Annotated in this window: 9 protein-coding genes and 1 riboswitch; of the genes, 8 read left to right on the top strand and 1 reads right to left on the bottom strand. The window is 72.9% G+C overall.

Annotated elements, in window-relative coordinates:
* Nucleotides 1–8: 8 nt before the first annotated feature.
* Together J3R08_RS20390 and J3R08_RS32735 are read left to right on the top strand one after the other, a co-directional pair.
* Nucleotides 9–1,166, top strand: coding sequence for an alkane 1-monooxygenase (locus J3R08_RS20390; protein ID WP_209962488.1), 1,158 nt, complete (start codon nucleotides 9–11; stop codon nucleotides 1,164–1,166).
* Between the two features lie 227 nt (nucleotides 1,167–1,393).
* On the top strand, nucleotides 1,394–3,109 hold the full coding sequence (locus J3R08_RS32735) for a lipopolysaccharide assembly protein LapB (RefSeq protein ID WP_280841733.1): 1,716 nt from the start codon (nucleotides 1,394–1,396) through the stop codon (nucleotides 3,107–3,109).
* Between the two features lie 92 nt (nucleotides 3,110–3,201).
* On the opposite strand, the gene J3R08_RS20380 is transcribed toward J3R08_RS32735, so the two are convergent.
* The gene (locus J3R08_RS20380; RefSeq protein WP_209962486.1) at nucleotides 3,202–5,541 is read right to left on the bottom strand and encodes a lysylphosphatidylglycerol synthase domain-containing protein; all 2,340 of its coding nucleotides are present in this window, start codon (nucleotides 5,539–5,541) and stop codon (nucleotides 3,202–3,204) included.
* Between the two features lie 119 nt (nucleotides 5,542–5,660).
* Between J3R08_RS20380 and J3R08_RS20375 the strand changes: the two genes are divergently transcribed.
* The 6 genes from J3R08_RS20375 (at nucleotide 5,661) to J3R08_RS20350 (ending at nucleotide 16,419) form a co-directional block, all read left to right on the top strand.
* Nucleotides 5,661–6,317 (top strand): DedA family protein, encoded by a 657-nt coding sequence (locus tag J3R08_RS20375; RefSeq protein WP_209962484.1) that lies wholly within the window; start codon nucleotides 5,661–5,663, stop codon nucleotides 6,315–6,317.
* Nucleotides 6,318–6,356: 39 nt separating this feature from the next.
* Nucleotides 6,357–8,897: a magnesium-translocating P-type ATPase gene (gene mgtA / locus J3R08_RS20370; RefSeq protein WP_209962481.1), complete on the top strand. Its 2,541-nt coding sequence runs from the start codon at nucleotides 6,357–6,359 to the stop codon at nucleotides 8,895–8,897.
* A gap of 102 nt (nucleotides 8,898–8,999) precedes the next feature.
* Nucleotides 9,000–10,592, top strand: a complete 1,593-nt coding sequence (locus J3R08_RS20365) for a beta-1,3-glucanase family protein (RefSeq protein WP_209962479.1) — start codon at nucleotides 9,000–9,002, stop codon at nucleotides 10,590–10,592.
* Between the two features lie 112 nt (nucleotides 10,593–10,704).
* A riboswitch (cobalamin riboswitch) is annotated at nucleotides 10,705–10,924 on the top strand.
* A 115-nt stretch (nucleotides 10,925–11,039) separates the two neighbouring features.
* Complete coding sequence (gene metE / locus J3R08_RS20360) at nucleotides 11,040–13,289, top strand: 5-methyltetrahydropteroyltriglutamate--homocysteine S-methyltransferase (RefSeq protein WP_209962477.1); 2,250 nt, start codon at nucleotides 11,040–11,042, stop codon at nucleotides 13,287–13,289.
* Between the two features lie 123 nt (nucleotides 13,290–13,412).
* Nucleotides 13,413–15,044, top strand: a complete 1,632-nt coding sequence (locus tag J3R08_RS20355; protein WP_209962475.1) for an Ig-like domain-containing protein — start codon at nucleotides 13,413–13,415, stop codon at nucleotides 15,042–15,044.
* A gap of 214 nt (nucleotides 15,045–15,258) precedes the next feature.
* Nucleotides 15,259–16,419 carry an alkaline phosphatase PhoX gene (locus J3R08_RS20350; protein ID WP_209962473.1) on the top strand — a complete coding sequence of 387 codons (1,161 nt, stop codon included), beginning with the start codon at nucleotides 15,259–15,261 and terminating at the stop codon, nucleotides 16,417–16,419.
* The last annotated feature ends 168 nt before the right edge of the window (nucleotides 16,420–16,587 follow it).

The raw sequence follows: 16,587 nt of genomic DNA, 5'->3' as shown, positions 1-16,587 counted from the left end.
GGCGGCACATGCAGACCTCGATCGATGCTCCAGCGGTCGCCGCCGGTTGGCATGACGGCAAGAAGCACCTGTGGCCACTGGCTCTTCTCGTGCCGGTGCTGCCGTTCCTGGCGTACGCGTTGTGGCAGGCCGGCGCGGGACCCGCTGCCTGGTGGCTCACCCCGGCGGTGGTCTTCGGACTCATCCCGGTCATCGACGTGCTGCTCGGTGACGACGGGGAGAACCCGCCCGACGACGTCGCCCGGCGGTTGCAGGAGGTCCGTTACTACCGCTGGATCACGTTCCTGTTCCTGCCGGCGCAGTACGCCGCCCTGCTGCTCGGAGCATGGGTCTGGACGCGTGGCGGCCTCGGTCTCGCCGGCGCCGCCGGCCTGGTCGCCACCATCGGAATCGTCAACGGACTGGCCATCAACACCGCACACGAGCTCGGCCACAAGCGCGAAACGGTCGAGCGGTGGATGTCGAAGATCGCGCTCGCGCCCACCGGGTACGGCCACTTCTACGTCGAGCACAACCGCGGACACCATGTCCGTGTCGCCACACCGGAGGACCCGGCCAGCGCCAGGCTGGGGGAGAGCTTCTACTCGTTCTGGCCACGTACGGTCTGGGGCAGCCTCATCTCGGCGTGGCGGCTGGAGATCGGCCGCTTCCGGCTGCGGCGCAAGAGTCCGTGGACGCTGCGCAACAACCTGCTCAACGCCGGGCTCATGACCGTCGTGCTCTTCGCCCTGCTGATCGCGGTGTTCGGGTGGCGGCTCGGGCCCTTCCTGCTCCTACAGGCGATCGTCGGCTTCTCGCTGCTGGAAGCGGTCAACTATCTCGAGCATTACGGACTGTGCCGCCGGCGCACAGCCACCGGCCGCTTCGAGAAGGTCGACCCACGACACAGCTGGAACAGCGACCGCGTCGTCACCAACGTGTTCCTCTTCCAGCTGCAACGCCACAGCGACCACCACGCCAACCCGCTGCGCCGCTACCAGACGCTGCGCAGCTTCGACGTCTCGCCGCGGCTGCCCGGAGGCTACGCCTCGATGGTGTTGCTCGCTCTCGTTCCGCCGCTGTGGTACCGGGTGATGAACCCACGGGTTCTGGCGCACTACGGCGGCGACCTGAACCTCGCCAATCGCAACCCCCGCGCCGAGGCCCGGCTGCGGCGCCGCTACTAGACCTCGGCCCTGCGCCGCGAATTGCGAGCACCCTTCTTATTTGCATCGACCGGGATTACGCTCTGGGCCAGTCCTGAGGTGGATCACATCGGAGGTTCCTATGAGGAGAATGACCATCCGTCGCACTTCTGCGCTCCGCCTGGTGTCGGGCGCACGCCGGCTGTGGATCGAGTGGTGCTGGTAACTGCCGGTCCGGCGGGCGCTTCCGGGCGCCCGCCCCTGCGGCGGTGGGCCCTGCGGTGACCGGCGGGCCGGAACGTTACGACTGCCACCGCGACCACGGGCCGTACGCCGGGGTCTCGGTCTTTCTGGGTCGGGTCGCCGCCGACCGGCCCCGCCTGGCGGCCCGGCACGCGGTCGAACTGCGCGCGATCGCCCCCCGGCTCGATCCGGCGGCCCGGCCGGCCGCCGAGGAGGAGCCCATCCGCTTCCACCCCGCCCGCCGTACCGCCTGCCTTGCCTACGGCGCGGCGGAGTTGGTGGCGGCCTGGGCCGGCACGCTCCGGCGGCCGGTGACCGTCCGGTTCGATCACGTCGCCAGCGCCGACGAGACGACCACCGAGCTGCTGGACGCGCTGGCCCGCCGGCTCGGGCCTTCCCCGGTGCGCCTCGACCTGCGCGACGAGGGCGCCCCCGACCCGGCGCCCGACGGGCGCACCCCGCAGGCGCTGCGGCGGGCCCTGGGCGACAGCCTGGCCCGCGGCTACTACCACCACGCGGCCCGGGTCGCCCGGCGCGGGCGGGCGACGGTCACCCCCGACGGCGACCTGCGGCACTGGTGGGCGTTCACCACCGGCCTGGCCACCGCCCTGGCGGCCCTGAACCGGGCCGCCGCGGCGCTCGACCTCTACGACGAGGCGCGGGCCGTCACCGACGACCCGAAGATCACGATGTCGGCGGCGTACGCCACCGCCATGCTGCACGCCCGGCACCTGCCGGCGGCCGAGCAGGACCCGGCGCTGGCCCGGCAGTGGCTGGAGCGGGCGCTGTACCTCGCCGCCGAGCTGGCCGACCCACGCCAGCGGCTGTTGTCGACGGTCTTCTACGAGCAGGGCCTGGCGCTGCTGGACAGCCGGGCCGGCCGGCCCGACCGCGCGCTGCGGCTCGTTGACGACGGACTGGCCCGGCTGACGGCCGCGCTCGGGCCCGGCGAACGCCCGCAGGACCTGGCCCGGCTGCGCCACAACCGGGCGCAGGTTCACCTCGCGCTGGGCGACCCGGCGCGGGCGCTGGCCGACCTGGACACCGTGATCGCGCACGACCCGGACAACTGCGAGTACTACGTGGACCGCGCCGCCCTCTACCGGGCGGCGGGCCGGACCCGGGCCGCGATCGGGGACTACGACGCCGCCATCCGGCTGGGACCGCACCTGCCCGAGGCGTACTACAACCGGGCCGTGCTCCACCAGGAGCGGGGCCGCCCCGAGCGGGCGCGCGCCGACCTGGAGCGGGTGCTCGCCATCGAACCCGGGCACCTCGACGCCCGGATCGCCCTGGTCAACCTGCACGTGGAGCGCGGCGAGCTCGACGCCGCCGAGGCCGGCGCACGGGCCGGGCTGGCCGGCGCTCCGCACGAGCCCGCGCTGCTGTGCACCCTGGGCCTGGTTCTCGCCGAGCGCGGCCGGCCCGCCGAGGCCGACGAACTGCTCACCCGGGCCCTGAGCGGGGACCCCGGGCTGGTGGAGGCGTGGACGAACCGGGCCGCTGCCCGGTTCGAGCGCGGCGACGTGGCCGCCGCGCTCGCCGACCTGAACCGGGCGGTGGCGCTGTCGGAGGCCCCCGTGCCGCGCTACAACCGGGGCACGGCCCTGACCCGGCTGGGCCGGTGGGACGAGGCGGCCCGCGACTTCGCCCATGCGCTCGCCCAGCCCGGCCTGGACCGGGCCCTGCGCCGGGATCTGCGCGCGGAACTCGCCCGCTGTCGCCGGGCGCTGGCCGGCTGACCCGGCCGGGCGTAGCTCGGGAGACGGCCGAAGACGCGCGGATCGCCACTGCCGCTCCGGCCCCGCCCACGGTCGCCCGCCGTCGCCGGCGTTCACAGCAGCCGGCGCCGGGTCAGGAGCCGGAAGGCCAGATATCCCGGCGGTACCGGGAGCCAGAACGTCGCGAGACGGTAGATCAGGGTGCCCGCGACGGCGGCGTCCAGTGGCACTCCGTAGAGCAGCAGACCGGAGACGAGCGCGGCTTCGGTGGCGCCGAGCCCGCCGGGGGTGGGCGCGGCGGACGAGACACCCTCGCCGACGAGGCAGACCAGGATCACCGGGGGCAGGTGGGCCAGCGGGACCGGGCCGGCGGCGATCAGCGCGACGTAGAGACAGAGGCCATAGGTGAGGGTGAGCGCCGTCGACGCGACGACGAGCCACCGCAGCCCGTGCTGGTGGCGCAGTTCGCGCAGCGCGGTCACGACCTGGCCGGCCGCGGCGCGTCCACGCCGCCGGACCCGGGGTACGGCGAGCACGCCGGCGAGGACCAGCAGCACGGCCAGGGCGCCCAGTAGCAGCGGCAGTGCCCTGGCCGCGTCGTGGGTGAGGATGCGGGCGGGCTGGCGTGCGAACGGCAGCAGCACCGGCAGCAGCAGCACGACGGACACCACGCCGGCGGCGCGGGAGACGGCCACGGCGGTGCCCGCGTCAGCGGCGACGAGTCCCTTCTGGTGCAGGTAACGCAGGCTGAGCGCGGCGCCACCGAGGCTGCCGGGCGCCAGCCGGTTGGCGAGCGACGCGGCCACCTGCACCAGGGTGGCCTCGCCCAGCGGGACCCGGCCGGCCGTGGCCAACCGGAGCACGAGACCGCTGAGCAGGTAGGTCAGGGCGGAGCCGAGCAGCGTCGCGGCGACCGCTACCGGGTTGGCGTGCACGATCAGACCCAGGGCGGTGCGGATCTCGCCGAGCTGGGGGAGCAGCAGGTGCACGACCAACCCCAGGACCAGCAGCTCCAGGACGGTGCGGCGGCTGATCCGGACCACCTTCGCCGCCGGGCGGTCGCGGTCCGGGCTGCGTCGCAGGATCTCCTGGTGAAGGCTGTCGAGCATGCCGGGCCGGGCGCGCAGGGCGGTCCGGCCGGCGCGGGACAGCACCGCGGGTTGCAGGAACGGCACGCTGTCCGCGACCGCCGCGACACCCAGGCGGTCGATCGCCGCATCGACCACGCCGGCCGGGTCGACCCGGCCGGCCAGGGCGACCATCAGCTCGACGACGTCGCGGGCCCGCTGCTCGGCCGAGGCGTCGTCGGCGCCGAAGCCCAGGTCCACCAGGTAGACGTGGTCCCGGCCGACGAGCACATTCGCGGCCCGCAGGTCCCGGTGCGCGATGCCCACCCGGTGCAGACGCGCCACCTGGTCCCAGGCGTCGCGTACGGCGGCAAGCGGGACCGGCCCGACGACGGCGTCCAGCGGGGCGGCGTCGATGAACTCCTGCACCAGCACGGCGTCGCCGCCGGGCGCGGCGGCGGTCGTGACGACGGCCGGTATCCGCACGCCGGCACGCGCGGCGAGCAGGGTCAGACAGGTCTCGTGTTCGCTCTGCTGCCGTGCGCTCAGGTACGGCGGCGCGTCGGCCACGTGGCGGTAGCGCATCCGCCGGTAGAGCTTGTAGACCCAGTCCGCGTCGCGTTGCTCGCCACCGGTCACCTTGACGAACAGTCGCCGACCGCCGGTGGTGACCGCCTGCCACGGCTGCGAGCCACGGGCGTCGCCGTGGATCGGCGCCAACCATGCCACCTCGATCCCGCGCCGCCGCAGCGTCGCCCGCAGTGCGGGCACCGACCGTTGCGGCCCGACCTCGCCGACCACGAGTCGGGCCAGACACACCGCGAGCCAGCCGACGAGGACACCGCCGGCCACGTCGATCGGCAGATGCGCTCCGACGTGGATCCGCGCGACGGCGACCAGCCCGATCACCACCCAGGCGGCGCGGCGCCACCGGGGGCCGCCGGCCCGCGCGGCGACGAGCGCCAGGGCGGTGGCGACCGCGACGTGTCCCGACGGGTACCCGAGGCGTCCGGTGATCGTCTCGCGCAGGACCACGTCGGTGAACAGCGCCGCGGGCCGCTGCCGGGCGACCGCGGCCTTGACGGCTGTCGCGAGCCAGTACGCCAGATTCCCGGCCAGCAGGAGAGTCCACGCGGCGCCGATGCGGCGTGCGATGACGGCTGCTGCGGCGGCGACGAACACCGCCGGGTACGAGCCGAGCTGCATGACCAGGACCAGGACCGGGGTCAGCCCGGCCGGAAGGTGGTTGAGCAGGGTGAACAGGTCCTGCTCCCAGCGAGGCACCCGGTGGCTGCGTACGGCCGCGCTGAGCGCCGCCAGAAGGCACGCCGAGACGGTCAGGCTGACCAGCAACGCCGGCGACGGGCGATGCGTACGCGCTCCCACCGGTCCTCGGCCGCCCCTCGTCCGGCACCGTCCCTGCCGTCGACCCGAACCCTACGTTTCGTCCGCCCGCGGGAGGCGCTTCTCTCTCACCGGCCACTCTCCGGGGCGACAATCATCGGGTGGCCAGAATCCTGGCGGTGCTCGTGGGGCTGCCGCCGCTGCTCGTCCTGACCCTGGTGATCGTCCTGCCGGCCCTGGAGTCCTCGACGCTGCTCGGGCTGGTCGTACCGGGTGAGACAGCGATCCTGATCGGCGGGCTGGTGGCCCACGGTGGCGCGCTGCCGCTGTGGGCGGTGGTGGCCGCCGGGGCGGCCGGGGCCTGCCTCGGTGACCAGGCCGGGTACGCCCTCGGCCGCCGGTACGGCGCGGGTGTGCTCGCCCGCGCCCCGCGAGTGCTGCGCCGGCGCCTCGACATCGCGCGGGCCCGCCGCCTGGTCGCCCGCCGCGGGGCGTGGGCGGTGCTCATCGGACGCTGGGTGGCGGTGCTGCGCGCCGTGGTTCCCATGATCGCCGGCGCAGGTGGGATGCGGTGGCCGGTGTTCCTGCGGGCGAACCTGGCCGGCGGCCTGGTGTGGGCGACGGCCGTGGCGCTGCTGGGCTACCTGGGCGCCGCCTCCTACCGCTATCTGGAACGGGAACTGGGCATCGGGGAGTGGGCGCTGCTGGCCCTGATCGGCGTCGGCGTGGCGCTGCGGGCGTGGCAGAGGGCACGGCGCGAACCGGCCGACGGTGAGCGGGCAGGCCAATCACCCGCGCGCGGTGGGGCGGATCGGTAGCGTCACTCGTGGGGGTGGCCGGCGACCGCGGAGTGCGCAGTGGGGCGAGCAGACGACGGGCGCGCGGCGTTCTGGGCCGGGCCGCTGCCGCAGGCCGTGGCCGCCGTCGGAGCCTCCACGGCCGGGCTCACCGGTGAACGCGCCGCCGCCCTGCTGCGCGAGCACGGGCCCAACCGGGTCGACGCGGGCGCCAGGCGGGGCTGGCGGCTCCTGCTGTCGCAGTTCACCAGCCCGATCATCCTGATCCTGGTTGCCGCGACCCTGCTGTCGATGGCCGTCGGGGATCTGATCGACGGCACCATCATCCTGGCCATCGTCGCGGCCAGCGGTGGCCTCGGCTTCTGGCAGGAACACGCCGCCGGGCGGGCCGTCGACGCGTTGCAGGCCCGGGTCCGGGTGGACACCGAGGTGATCCGCGACGGGCGTGAGGTGTCCGTACCGGTCGAGGAGGTCGTCGTCGGCGACCTCGTGGTGCTGCGCGCCGGGGACGTCGTCCCGGCGGACTGCCGGATCGTTCAGGCGGAACGTCTGCAGGTCGACCAGGCGGTGCTTACCGGTGAGTCGTTCCCCGTACCCAAGTCGGACGACCCGTCGCCGCCGGACGCGGAGCTGACCGCGCGCGGCAACGCGCTGTGGATGGGTACGCACGTGGCCAGCGGCACCGCGCGCGCGGTGGTGATGCGCACCGGCCGCGACAGCACCTTCGGAGCGGTGTCCCGCCGGGTCGCCTCCCGCCCCGCCAGCACCGGCTTCCAGCGCGGGCTGACCCGCTTCGGGCTGCTGCTCGTGCGGATCATGGTGGTGCTGCTGGTCGGCATCTTCGTCGCCAACCTGCTGCTGCACCGCCCGGTCATCGACTCCCTGCTGTTCTCGCTCGCCCTCGCCGTCGGGCTGACCCCGCAGATGCTGCCGGCGATCGTCGCGGTCAGCCTCTCCGCCGGCGCCCGTGCGATGGCCGCGCACCGGGTCATCGTCAAGCGCCTCGAGGTCATCGAGGACTTCGGCGCCATGACCGTGCTGCTGACCGACAAGACCGGCACCCTCACCGCCGGCACGGTCACCCTCACCGGCTGCCTCTCGGTCGACGGTGAGCCGGACGCCGAGGTGGCCCGGCTCGCGAGGCTCAACGCCGGCCTCCAGCGTGGATTTCCCAACCCTGTCGACACGGCGATCATGAGGGGGCAACCACCCGCCGACCAGGGCACCCGCATCGCCGAGGCGCCCTACGACTTCACCCGCCAGCGCCTGTCCCTGCTGGTGCGCGACGGAGACGAGCCGATCCTGGTCACCAAGGGTGCGCTACGCGCGGTGCTCGACGTCTGCGCCACCGCACGCACCGCCGCGGGCACGGTACCGCTGGACGAGGTACGCGAGCGGGTCCTGCGACGGTTCGCCGCGCTCAGCGACCAGGGCGACCGGGTACTGGGCCTCGCCGTGCGAGCCATGCCCGGCGCCACCGCCGTCGCCGTCGCCGACGAACGGGAGATGACGCTGGTCGGGCTGCTCGCCTTCCAGGACCCACCCCGCGCAGACGCCGCCGCCGCCATCCGCCGGCTCGCTGACATGGGCGTCACGGTCCGACTGGTCACCGGCGACAACCGGCACGCCGCCCGGCACGTCGCCGCCAGCGTCGACCTCGCCGGCGAACCGCTCGTCGGCGCCGACCTCGCCGCCTGCCCCGACGACCAGTTGCCGGAGCGGATCGCCGACGTCACCGTGTTCGCCGAGGTGGACCCGCTGCAGAAGGAACGCATCCTGACCGCGCTGCGCCAACGCGGCGACGTCGTCGGGTTTCTCGGCGACGGCATCAACGACGCTCCCGCGCTGCACGCCGCCGACGTCGGCATCTCCGTCGACACCGCTGTCGACGTCGCCAAACAGGCCGCGGCGATCGTGCTGCTCGACAAGAACCTCGACGTGATCGCCGACGGCATCCGCCTCGGCCGCCGCACGTTCACCAACACCTTGAAGTACATCCGGGTCAACACCAGCGCGTCCTTCGGCAACGTCGTCAGCATGAGCATCGCCGCGCTCCTGCTGCCCTTCCTGCCGCTGCTGCCCCGTCAGGTCCTGCTGCTCAACTTCCTCTCCGACATCCCCTACACCACCCTGTCCACCGACTACGCCGATGCCGAGCAGATCCAGCATCCGCGTACCGTCGACGTCCGGACCATCCGCAGGTTCATGCTGGTGTACGGCTCGATCAGCATCGCCGTGGACCTCCTCGTACTCGGCGCCCTGCGCTGGTGGTGGCACGTGTCGACCGACGTCTTCCGCGCCGCCTGGTTCGTCCAGTTCACCGCCACCGAGATCATCGCGCTGCTGGTGCTGCGCTCCAATCGGAGTTTCCTGCGCAGCCGCCCCTCCGCCGCGCTCGCCGGCACCGGACTGTTGCTCATCACGGTCACCGTCGCGCTGCCCTTCAGCCCACTGTCCGCGCCACTCGGACTCGCCGCGCTCCCGCCGGTGGTGCTGGCGGCCCTCGCCGCGGTCACCCTGGTCAACGTCGCCGCCAACGAGACCGCCAAGTACGTCGTCCCGCCGGACCCGACCGCCGCACGGCGGGTGCCCCGCCCGTGACGGTCTGGCGTCCATCGGTGATCGCCTATTGACAAACAAAATTAACAATTGGACCCTGCTGAGAGAGCGCTCTCCCGTCCCTGTCTCCAGCGAGGTGTCGCCATGCGTCTTCGAAGAAAGCTGCTCGCCGCCGCGTCCGCACTGCTCGCCGGGCTCGCGGGCACCGTCGTCGCCACGCCCGCCCACGCGGTCGGACCCGCGTTGCTACCCGTCACCGTCACCAACACCACCGGTCGCACCGACCCGGTCTACCTCTACGTCATCGGCGTCCAGCTCTCCTCCGGCCGGCTCGGCTACGTCACCGCCGGTGGCGCCTTCGTGCCGTGGAGCGGCGGGCAGATCCCGCCGTCGCCCGCGCCGGACGTCTCCATACCGGGCCCCGGCAACGGCGGCAGCACCACGATCCAGTTGCCCCGGGGCTTCTCCGGCCGGGCCTACTTCGCCCTCGGGCAGAAGCTGAAGTTCTTCCTCACCCCGGACGGACTGGTGCAGCCCGCGCCCTGGGCGGCCGGTGACGCGAACCGCGACATCCTCTTCGACTGGAGCGAGTTCACCTACAACGACTCCGGGCTGTGGCTCAACAGCTCCCAGGTCGACATGTTCGCGATCCCGCACGCGGTCACGGTGACCGGCGCCAACGGCGTCACCAAGCGCACCGGCGACGTGGTGGCCAACGGACGCAACGCGGTCATCGACGGCATCCGGGCGCAGCCGGGCTGGGCCAACACCGTCCACACCCGCTCCGACGGGACCGTGCTGCGCGTCCTGGCCCCGGGGAAGGCGGCCGGGGCCGGCCTGCTGAGCACCACCTACCTGGACTCCTACATCGCCTCCGCGTGGAACGCGTACACCACGAAGACGCTGACCGTGGCGCCCTTCGCCGACCAGCCGGCCATCCGGTACTACGGCCGCACCTCGGGCAACACCATGACCTTCACAAACGGCAGCGGCCAGGTGGTCGCCTCCTTCAACCGGCCCTCCTCGGCCAGCGTCTGGGGATGCGACGGCGACCTGCCCGCGCCGAACGACCAGGTGGTCGGCCCGATCTCGCGTACGCTCTGCGCGGCCCTCAACCGAGGCACGCTCGGCACCATCGACACCCAGCCCAGCACGAACGCCGCCGACTTCTACCGCAGCAACCCCACCAACCAGTACGCCCGCCTGATCCACGCCAACATGACCGACGGCCGGGCGTACGCGTTCGCCTTCGACGACGTCGGCGGATTCGAGTCACTGGTGCACGACGGCGACCCCCGTTCGGCCGGACTGATCCTCAGCCCGTTCACCGGCGGTGGGGGCGGCAACCCGGCCACCGGGGTGCCCGTGGTCAGCAACTGGAACAACAAGTGCATCGACGTGCCGAGCTCCAACTTCGTCGACCGCGCGCCGCTGCAGATGTGGAACTGCAACAACACCAACGCGCAGAAGTGGACGTTCAGCGGCACGGCGCTGAAGAGCCAGAACAACAAGTGCATGGACGTCGACGCCGGGTCCACCGCCAACGGGGCGGTGGTGCAGCTCTACACCTGCAACGGCACCGGCGCCCAGCAGTTCACCCTGAACTCGGCCGGGGACCTGGTCAACCTTCAGGCCGACAAGTGCGTCGACATCAAGGACCGGAACGGCAACGACGGCGCGAGGCTCCAGCTCTGGGACTGCACGGGCACGGCCGGCCAGAAGTGGCGTAAGGGCTGACCGGCCCTGCGACGGGGGGCGGGGGCCGACCGCGAGTCGCTCCCGCCACCCGCCGCGACGGCTCGCCGTCCCGCAGGACGGACGCGCCGACCACGTCGGCTCACCGCCCCATACGATGGACAACGGTGCTGGTTCGCCGTGCCCGTGAAGGGTGTGGCGTCGTAAGAGGGAACCCGGTGTGAGTCCGGGACTGCCCCGCAGCGGTGAGTGGGAACGACAGCCGTCATCGAAGCACTGGACCGTGAGGTCTGGGAAGCGACGGCCAGTAGGTGACCGGGTGGATCCGGTCGCGCCCGCGAGTCCGAAGACCTGCCCGCACCGCGCGCACCGTCCGGTGTGCGCCGCCGACGGTCGCTCGGGACGGCCGGTGCGGAAGCCGGTACGCCGTCTGTACCTCTTCCCTCCCCGCCTCGATCGGCCTCGTGTGCTTCGAGGGAAGGGATCTCCATGAGTACCGCATTCGGTCAGAGCACCGTGCTGGGCTATCCGCGTATCGGGGGCAACCGGCAACTCAAGAGGGCCGTCGAGGCCTACTGGGCGGGCCGGATCGACGCCGAGGAGTTGGCGGCGACCTCTGCCGCGCTACGGGCGAAGGTGTGGCGGACGCTGCGCGACGCGCGCCTGGACGCGATCCCGTCCAACACGTTCTCCTACTACGACCACGTGCTGGACACGGCCGTCGCCGTCGGCGCGATCCCGCGCCGGTTCGCCCGTCTCGGCCTCGGCGACCTCGGCACCTATTTCGCCATGGCCCGGGGCGTCGATGCCGAGCCGGCGCTCGAACTGACGAAGTGGTTCGACACCAACTACCACTATCTGGTTCCCGAGATCGGCTCCGACACCACCTTCGCGGCGAATCCCGACAAGGCGCTGCGCGAGTACCGCGAGGCCCGCGAGCTGGGAATCGACAGCCGGCCGGTGCTGGTCGGGCCGGCGACATTCCTGCTGCTGGCCAAGCCCACCGAGGCCCGCAGCGAACCGTTCGACCGGCTGACCGACCTGGTCGACGTGTACGCCGGCATCCTGCGATCCCTCGCCGCGGCGGGCGTGCGATGGGTGCAGCTGGACGAACCCGCCTACGTCGCCGACCGGAGCGCCGCCGAGATCGACGCGCTGCGGGAGGCGTACACCCGGCTCGGCGCGGTGGAACAGCGGCCGGCGATCTTCGTCGCCACCTATTTCGGCGAGCTCGGTGACGCGCTGCCCGCCCTGCTCGACACGCCGGTCGAAGCGGTCGGCGTGGATCTGGTGGCCGGGCCCGGCAACCTGCGGCGGCTGGCCGGTGCGGGACCGCTGCGCGGCAAGACGATCGTGGCCGGCCTCGTCGACGGCCGCAACGTCTGGCGTACCGACCTGCGGGCCGCCGTGGCGGCCGGTGCCGCCGTCACCGCCCTCGCCGACCACGTCGCCGTGTCCACCTCGTGCTCGCTGCTGCACGTGCCGGAGGACCTGTCCGCCGAGACCGCTCTCGACCCGGCGCTGCGTCAGCGGCTCGCCTTCGCCCGGCAGAAGGTCGATGAGGTCGTCCGGCTCGGCCGCGCGCTGCGCAACGGCACCACGTCCCTGCCCGAGCCGCTGCCGCCCACCCCTGCCGCCTGGCGCGACGACACCGTACGCGGTCGGCTCGCCGCGCTGCGCGCCACGGATCGGCAGCGCGGCGCGTACCCGGAGCGTGCGGCGGCACAGCAGGCCCGGCTGAACCTGCCGCCCCTCCCGACCACGACCATCGGATCGTTCCCGCAGACCGACGAGCTGCGCCGCGCGCGTGCCGAGCACCGGGCCGGGCGTCTCGACGCCGCCGCCTACACGCAGCGGATGCGCGCCGAGGTCGAGCACGTCGTCCGGCTCCAGGAGCGGCTGGGCCTGGACGTGCTCGTGCACGGCGAGCCGGAACGAAACGACATGGTCCAGTACTTCGGCGAGCAGCTGGACGGGTTCGCCGCCACCGAACACGGCTGGGTCCAGTCCTACGGCTCCCGATGCGTGCGTCCGCCCGTCATCTACGGCGACGTGGCACGCAGGGCGCCGATGACCGTCAACTGGTCCACCTACGCGCAGTCGCTGACCGACCGGCCGGTCAAGGGCATGCTCACCGGCCCGGTCACGATCCTGGCCTGGTCGTTCGTCCGCAGCGACCAGCCACTGGCAGACACCGCGGACCAGGTCGCGCTCGCCCTGCGCGACGAGTGCCGTGATCTCGAGGCAGCCGGTATCCGGGTCATCCAGGTCGACGAGCCGGCGCTGCGTGAGACGCTGCCACTGCGCAGGGCGGACCAGAAGGCGTACCTGGACTGGGCAGTCGGGGCGTTCCGCCTGGCCACCTGCGGAGTCGCCGACGACACCCAGATCCACACCCACCTGTGCTACTCGGAGTTCGGGGAGGTGATCACGGCCATCGACGCCCTCGACGCCGACGTCACGAGCATCGAGGCATCCCGCTCCCGGATGGAGGTCCTCGACGACCTCGCCGCTCTCGGATACCGCCGGGGTGTGGGGCCCGGCGTCTGGGACATCCACTCACCCCGGGTGCCGTCCCACGACGAGGTCGTCGGCGCGCTGCGCCGGGCCGTGGCCGCGGTGCCGGCCGAGCGGCTGTGGGTGAACCCCGACTGCGGCCTCAAGACGCGCGGCTATCCCGAGGTCGAGGCGTCCCTCCAGCACCTGGTCGCCGCCGCGGCCGAGCTGCGCGGACGCTGAGCCGCCGGCCGGGCGGAACGCCGCGCCGTTCCGCCCGGCCCGGGCCCGGTTCAGCCCTTGACAGGCCGTGCCCCGAGCGCCGAGGCTGCATGAAGTGATGTATGTCGATGTTACGGGGGCGTGATGCGACGCAGGATCTTCGCGCTGGCTACAGCAGCCGCGGTCGTCGTCGGCGGGGCCATGACGATGGCGCTGCGGCCGGCCTACGCCGCGACGGCGTGCACGGTGGACCACACCATCACCCGGGAGTGGTCCAGCGGCTTCTGGGCCGAGCTCACCGTCACCAACCTGGGCGCTCCCGTCACCGACTGGTGGCTGCGGTTCCGGCAGGCGAACGGTCAGACGATCACCATGGGCCTCGACCGGCTGCCGGACGGATACACGCTGGGCAGCGGCGAGATGTATCCGATGACCATGCTCCGTCCGCCGGCGGGATCCACGCTGCCGACCGGCGCCTCGGTGACGGTGCGGTTCGGCGGCAACTACCAGGGTGCCGACCCCGAGCCGACCGACTGGGTGTTGAGCGGCCAGCCGTGCGACGGGGACGGCGCCGACCCGACCGGCTCGTCGCCGCCGCCGGCCTCGGGGAGCCCGCGGCCCAGCCCACTGCCGGGCGGGCCGTCGGTGGCGCTCACCTCGCCCCGGCCCAATGACTTCTTCGCCGCGCCGGGCGTCATCCCGATCCGTGCCGAGGCCACGGCGGCGCCCGGCCGGCGGATCGAGCGGGTCGAGTTCCGCGAGCGCGGCAGGCTGCTCGCCGTGGACACCACCGCGCCGTACGCGTTCGACTGGCGCGGCGTGCCGCCGAACAGCGGCACCCGCCTCACCGCCACCGCCTACGACAGCAGCGGCGCCCAGGCCACCGCCGAGGTCCGCGGCGTCCGGGTGCTCCCGCCGCAGGCGCCCGGCGCCGCGCCTGCGCTGAAGGCGTCCGGCAACCGCATCCTCACGGTCGCAGCCAGTCCGAGGCCGTACCGGCCCCGTGGAATCATCCGGTCGGCCGCGCCCGGCGAATGCGCATGGGGACCGATCCACTGGGACGGCCCGGTCGACGACGCATCGGTAGGTGCGTTGCGGGCCCGCGGCGTCAACGCGGTACGGGTCGTGCTGAGCGACGCCTGCTACGCCTACACCGGCAGCCCTGCCGACAGGCAGAACCGGGTCGGCTACCTCGACGAGGCGGCCCGGTACGTCGACCGGCTCGTCCGGGCCGGCATCACACCCGTCGTGTCGCTGCGGCAGAGCGACATCTCCGCCACCCGCACGTTCTGGAGCGCGGCGGCGGAGGTGTTCGGCGACGACAACGCAGTGGTCTTCGACATCTCGCCGTACGACTTCCCGGCGGCCGGCGGCACCGATCCAGCGGCGGTCTGGACCTGCTGGCGCGACGGCGGTACCTCGTGCACGGGCACCGGCCTGCCGCCCTTCGGCGTGCAGGAGCAGATCCGCCTGCTTCGCGTCCAGGGCTCGTTCAACCTGGTCCTCGCCGCCGGGATCGACGGCGGCAACGATCTGAGCCGGTGGCTGGAATATCGCCCGGCTGACCCGGACGGCCGTAGCGTGGCCGCCGCCTGGCGCGTCGACGACCGCTCGGCCTGCGCCACGCCGGCCTGCTGGCGGTCCACGCTGCTCCCGGTCGCCGCCCAGGTGCCGCTGGTCGCCACCGACGTCAGCGCCGGCCCGGGGGCGCCGACGTTCGTACCGCGGACTGTCGCCTGGCTCGACCAGCACGGCATCGGCCACCTGCGCCGGTGACCGGGGGAGGGGAGGTCGCGGCCGGAGGGCCGGTCAGACGGCCGCGCGCGCCCACTGCTGGTTGGTGCCGCTGCCTCTCCTACCCGTACGACCCCTCGACCGGGTCGGCGTGGGCGGGACATCGCACATCGAGCCGTCCATCGACGTTCATCCAACAGATCGGCGTGCGTAAGCTCCGCACGGTCGGATCCATGGAACCTACGGAGGAGGTTCCATGGATCGTCGAACGATGTTGCGGGCCACTGTTGTCGGTGCGGGCGCTGTCGCCCTGCCGTTCACGGCGTGGTCGGCGGCGTACGGAGCCCCGGCACAGAACGCGGCGGGGCCCTACGGCGGGCTTCAGGCAGCCGACGCCAACGGCATCCAGATGCCGGCCGGGTTCACCAGCTCGATCGTCGCGCGGTCCCGGCGGACGGTGCCGGGGACGTCGTACACCTGGCACGACGCCCCGGACGGCGGCGCCGTGTTCCCGAACGGCACCGGCTGGATCTACGTGTCGAACTCCGAGGTGTCGGCCGGTGCGGGTGGCGGCGCCTCACGCCTCGTCTTCAACTCCAGCGGCGCCGTGGTCGGGGCGTCGCGGATCCTCTCCGGCACCAACAACAACTGCGCCGGTGGGAAGACACCGTGGAACACCTGGCTCTCCTGCGAGGAGGTGTCCCTGGGCCGGGTCTTCGAGACGTACCCCCTCGGCGGGACCGCGGTGGCGCGTCCCGCGCTGGGCCGGTTCAAGCACGAGGCGGCCGCGGCCGACCCGGTCCGCCGGGTCGTCTACCTGACCGAGGACGAGACCGACGGCAAGTTCTACCGCTTCGTGCCGGCCACCTGGGGCGACCTGTCCGCCGGAACCCTCCAGGTCCTCCGCGCCGGTACGGCCACCTCCGGCACGTTCACCTGGGCCACGGTGCCCGACCCGGACGGCTCGCCCACCCCGACCCGGCAGCAGGTGTCCGGCGCGAAGACGTTCAACGGTGGCGAGGGCTGTCACTACGCGGACGACACCGTCTGGTTCACCACGAAGGGCGACAACCGCGTGTGGCAGGTCAACCTGGCGGCCGGCACGTACGAGCTCGCCTACGACGACAACCTGGTCAGTCCGGGCGCCCCTCCGCTGACCGGCGTCGACAACATCACCGGGTCCACTGCAGGTGACCTCTACGTCGCCGAGGACGGCGGCAACATGGAGATCTGCATGATCACGCCGGACGACAAGATCTCGGTCTTCCTGCGGATCACCGGACAGAGCGGTTCGGAGATCACCGGGCCGGCGTTCACCCCGGCGGGGGACCGGCTGTACTTCTCCTCGCAACGCGGCACGACCGGCTCGTCGTCCGGCGGCATCACCTACTGCGTCACCGGTCCGTTCCGCCGTTGACCGGCTCCCGGTCCCGCCGGCAGTGACCACACGGTGAGGGACGCCCGGTCCTCACCGGGCGTCCCTCACCGGCGTACTCCACGCGGACGCGCCGGGACGACGGCCTCTCGACGTCGGGGTGTGAAACCGCCGATTCCGCCGGCCGTCACGGCACGTGGCCGGTTCCTG

Origin of the sequence: Micromonospora sp. HB375 (genome assembly GCF_017872985.1) — a bacterium.
Classification (GTDB): domain Bacteria; phylum Actinomycetota; class Actinomycetes; order Mycobacteriales; family Micromonosporaceae; genus Micromonospora; species Micromonospora chalcea.
Note: the sequence above shows the minus strand (reverse complement) of the source record. Positions and strands in the feature narration are given on the sequence as shown.

Bases quoted from the DNA above. Each gene is read 5' to 3' on its own strand.
- J3R08_RS20365 (WP_209962479.1), top strand. From the start codon at position 9,000: ATGCGTCTTCGAAGAAAGCTGCTCGCCGCCGCGTCCGCACTGCTCGCC.
- J3R08_RS20390 (WP_209962488.1), top strand. From the start codon at position 9: ATGCAGACCTCGATCGATGCTCCAGCGGTCGCCGCCGGTTGGCATGAC.
- metE (WP_209962477.1), top strand. From the start codon at position 11,040: ATGAGTACCGCATTCGGTCAGAGCACCGTGCTGGGCTATCCGCGTATC.
- J3R08_RS20350 (WP_209962473.1), top strand. From the start codon at position 15,259: ATGGATCGTCGAACGATGTTGCGGGCCACTGTTGTCGGTGCGGGCGCT.
- J3R08_RS20355 (WP_209962475.1), top strand. From the start codon at position 13,413: ATGCGACGCAGGATCTTCGCGCTGGCTACAGCAGCCGCGGTCGTCGTC.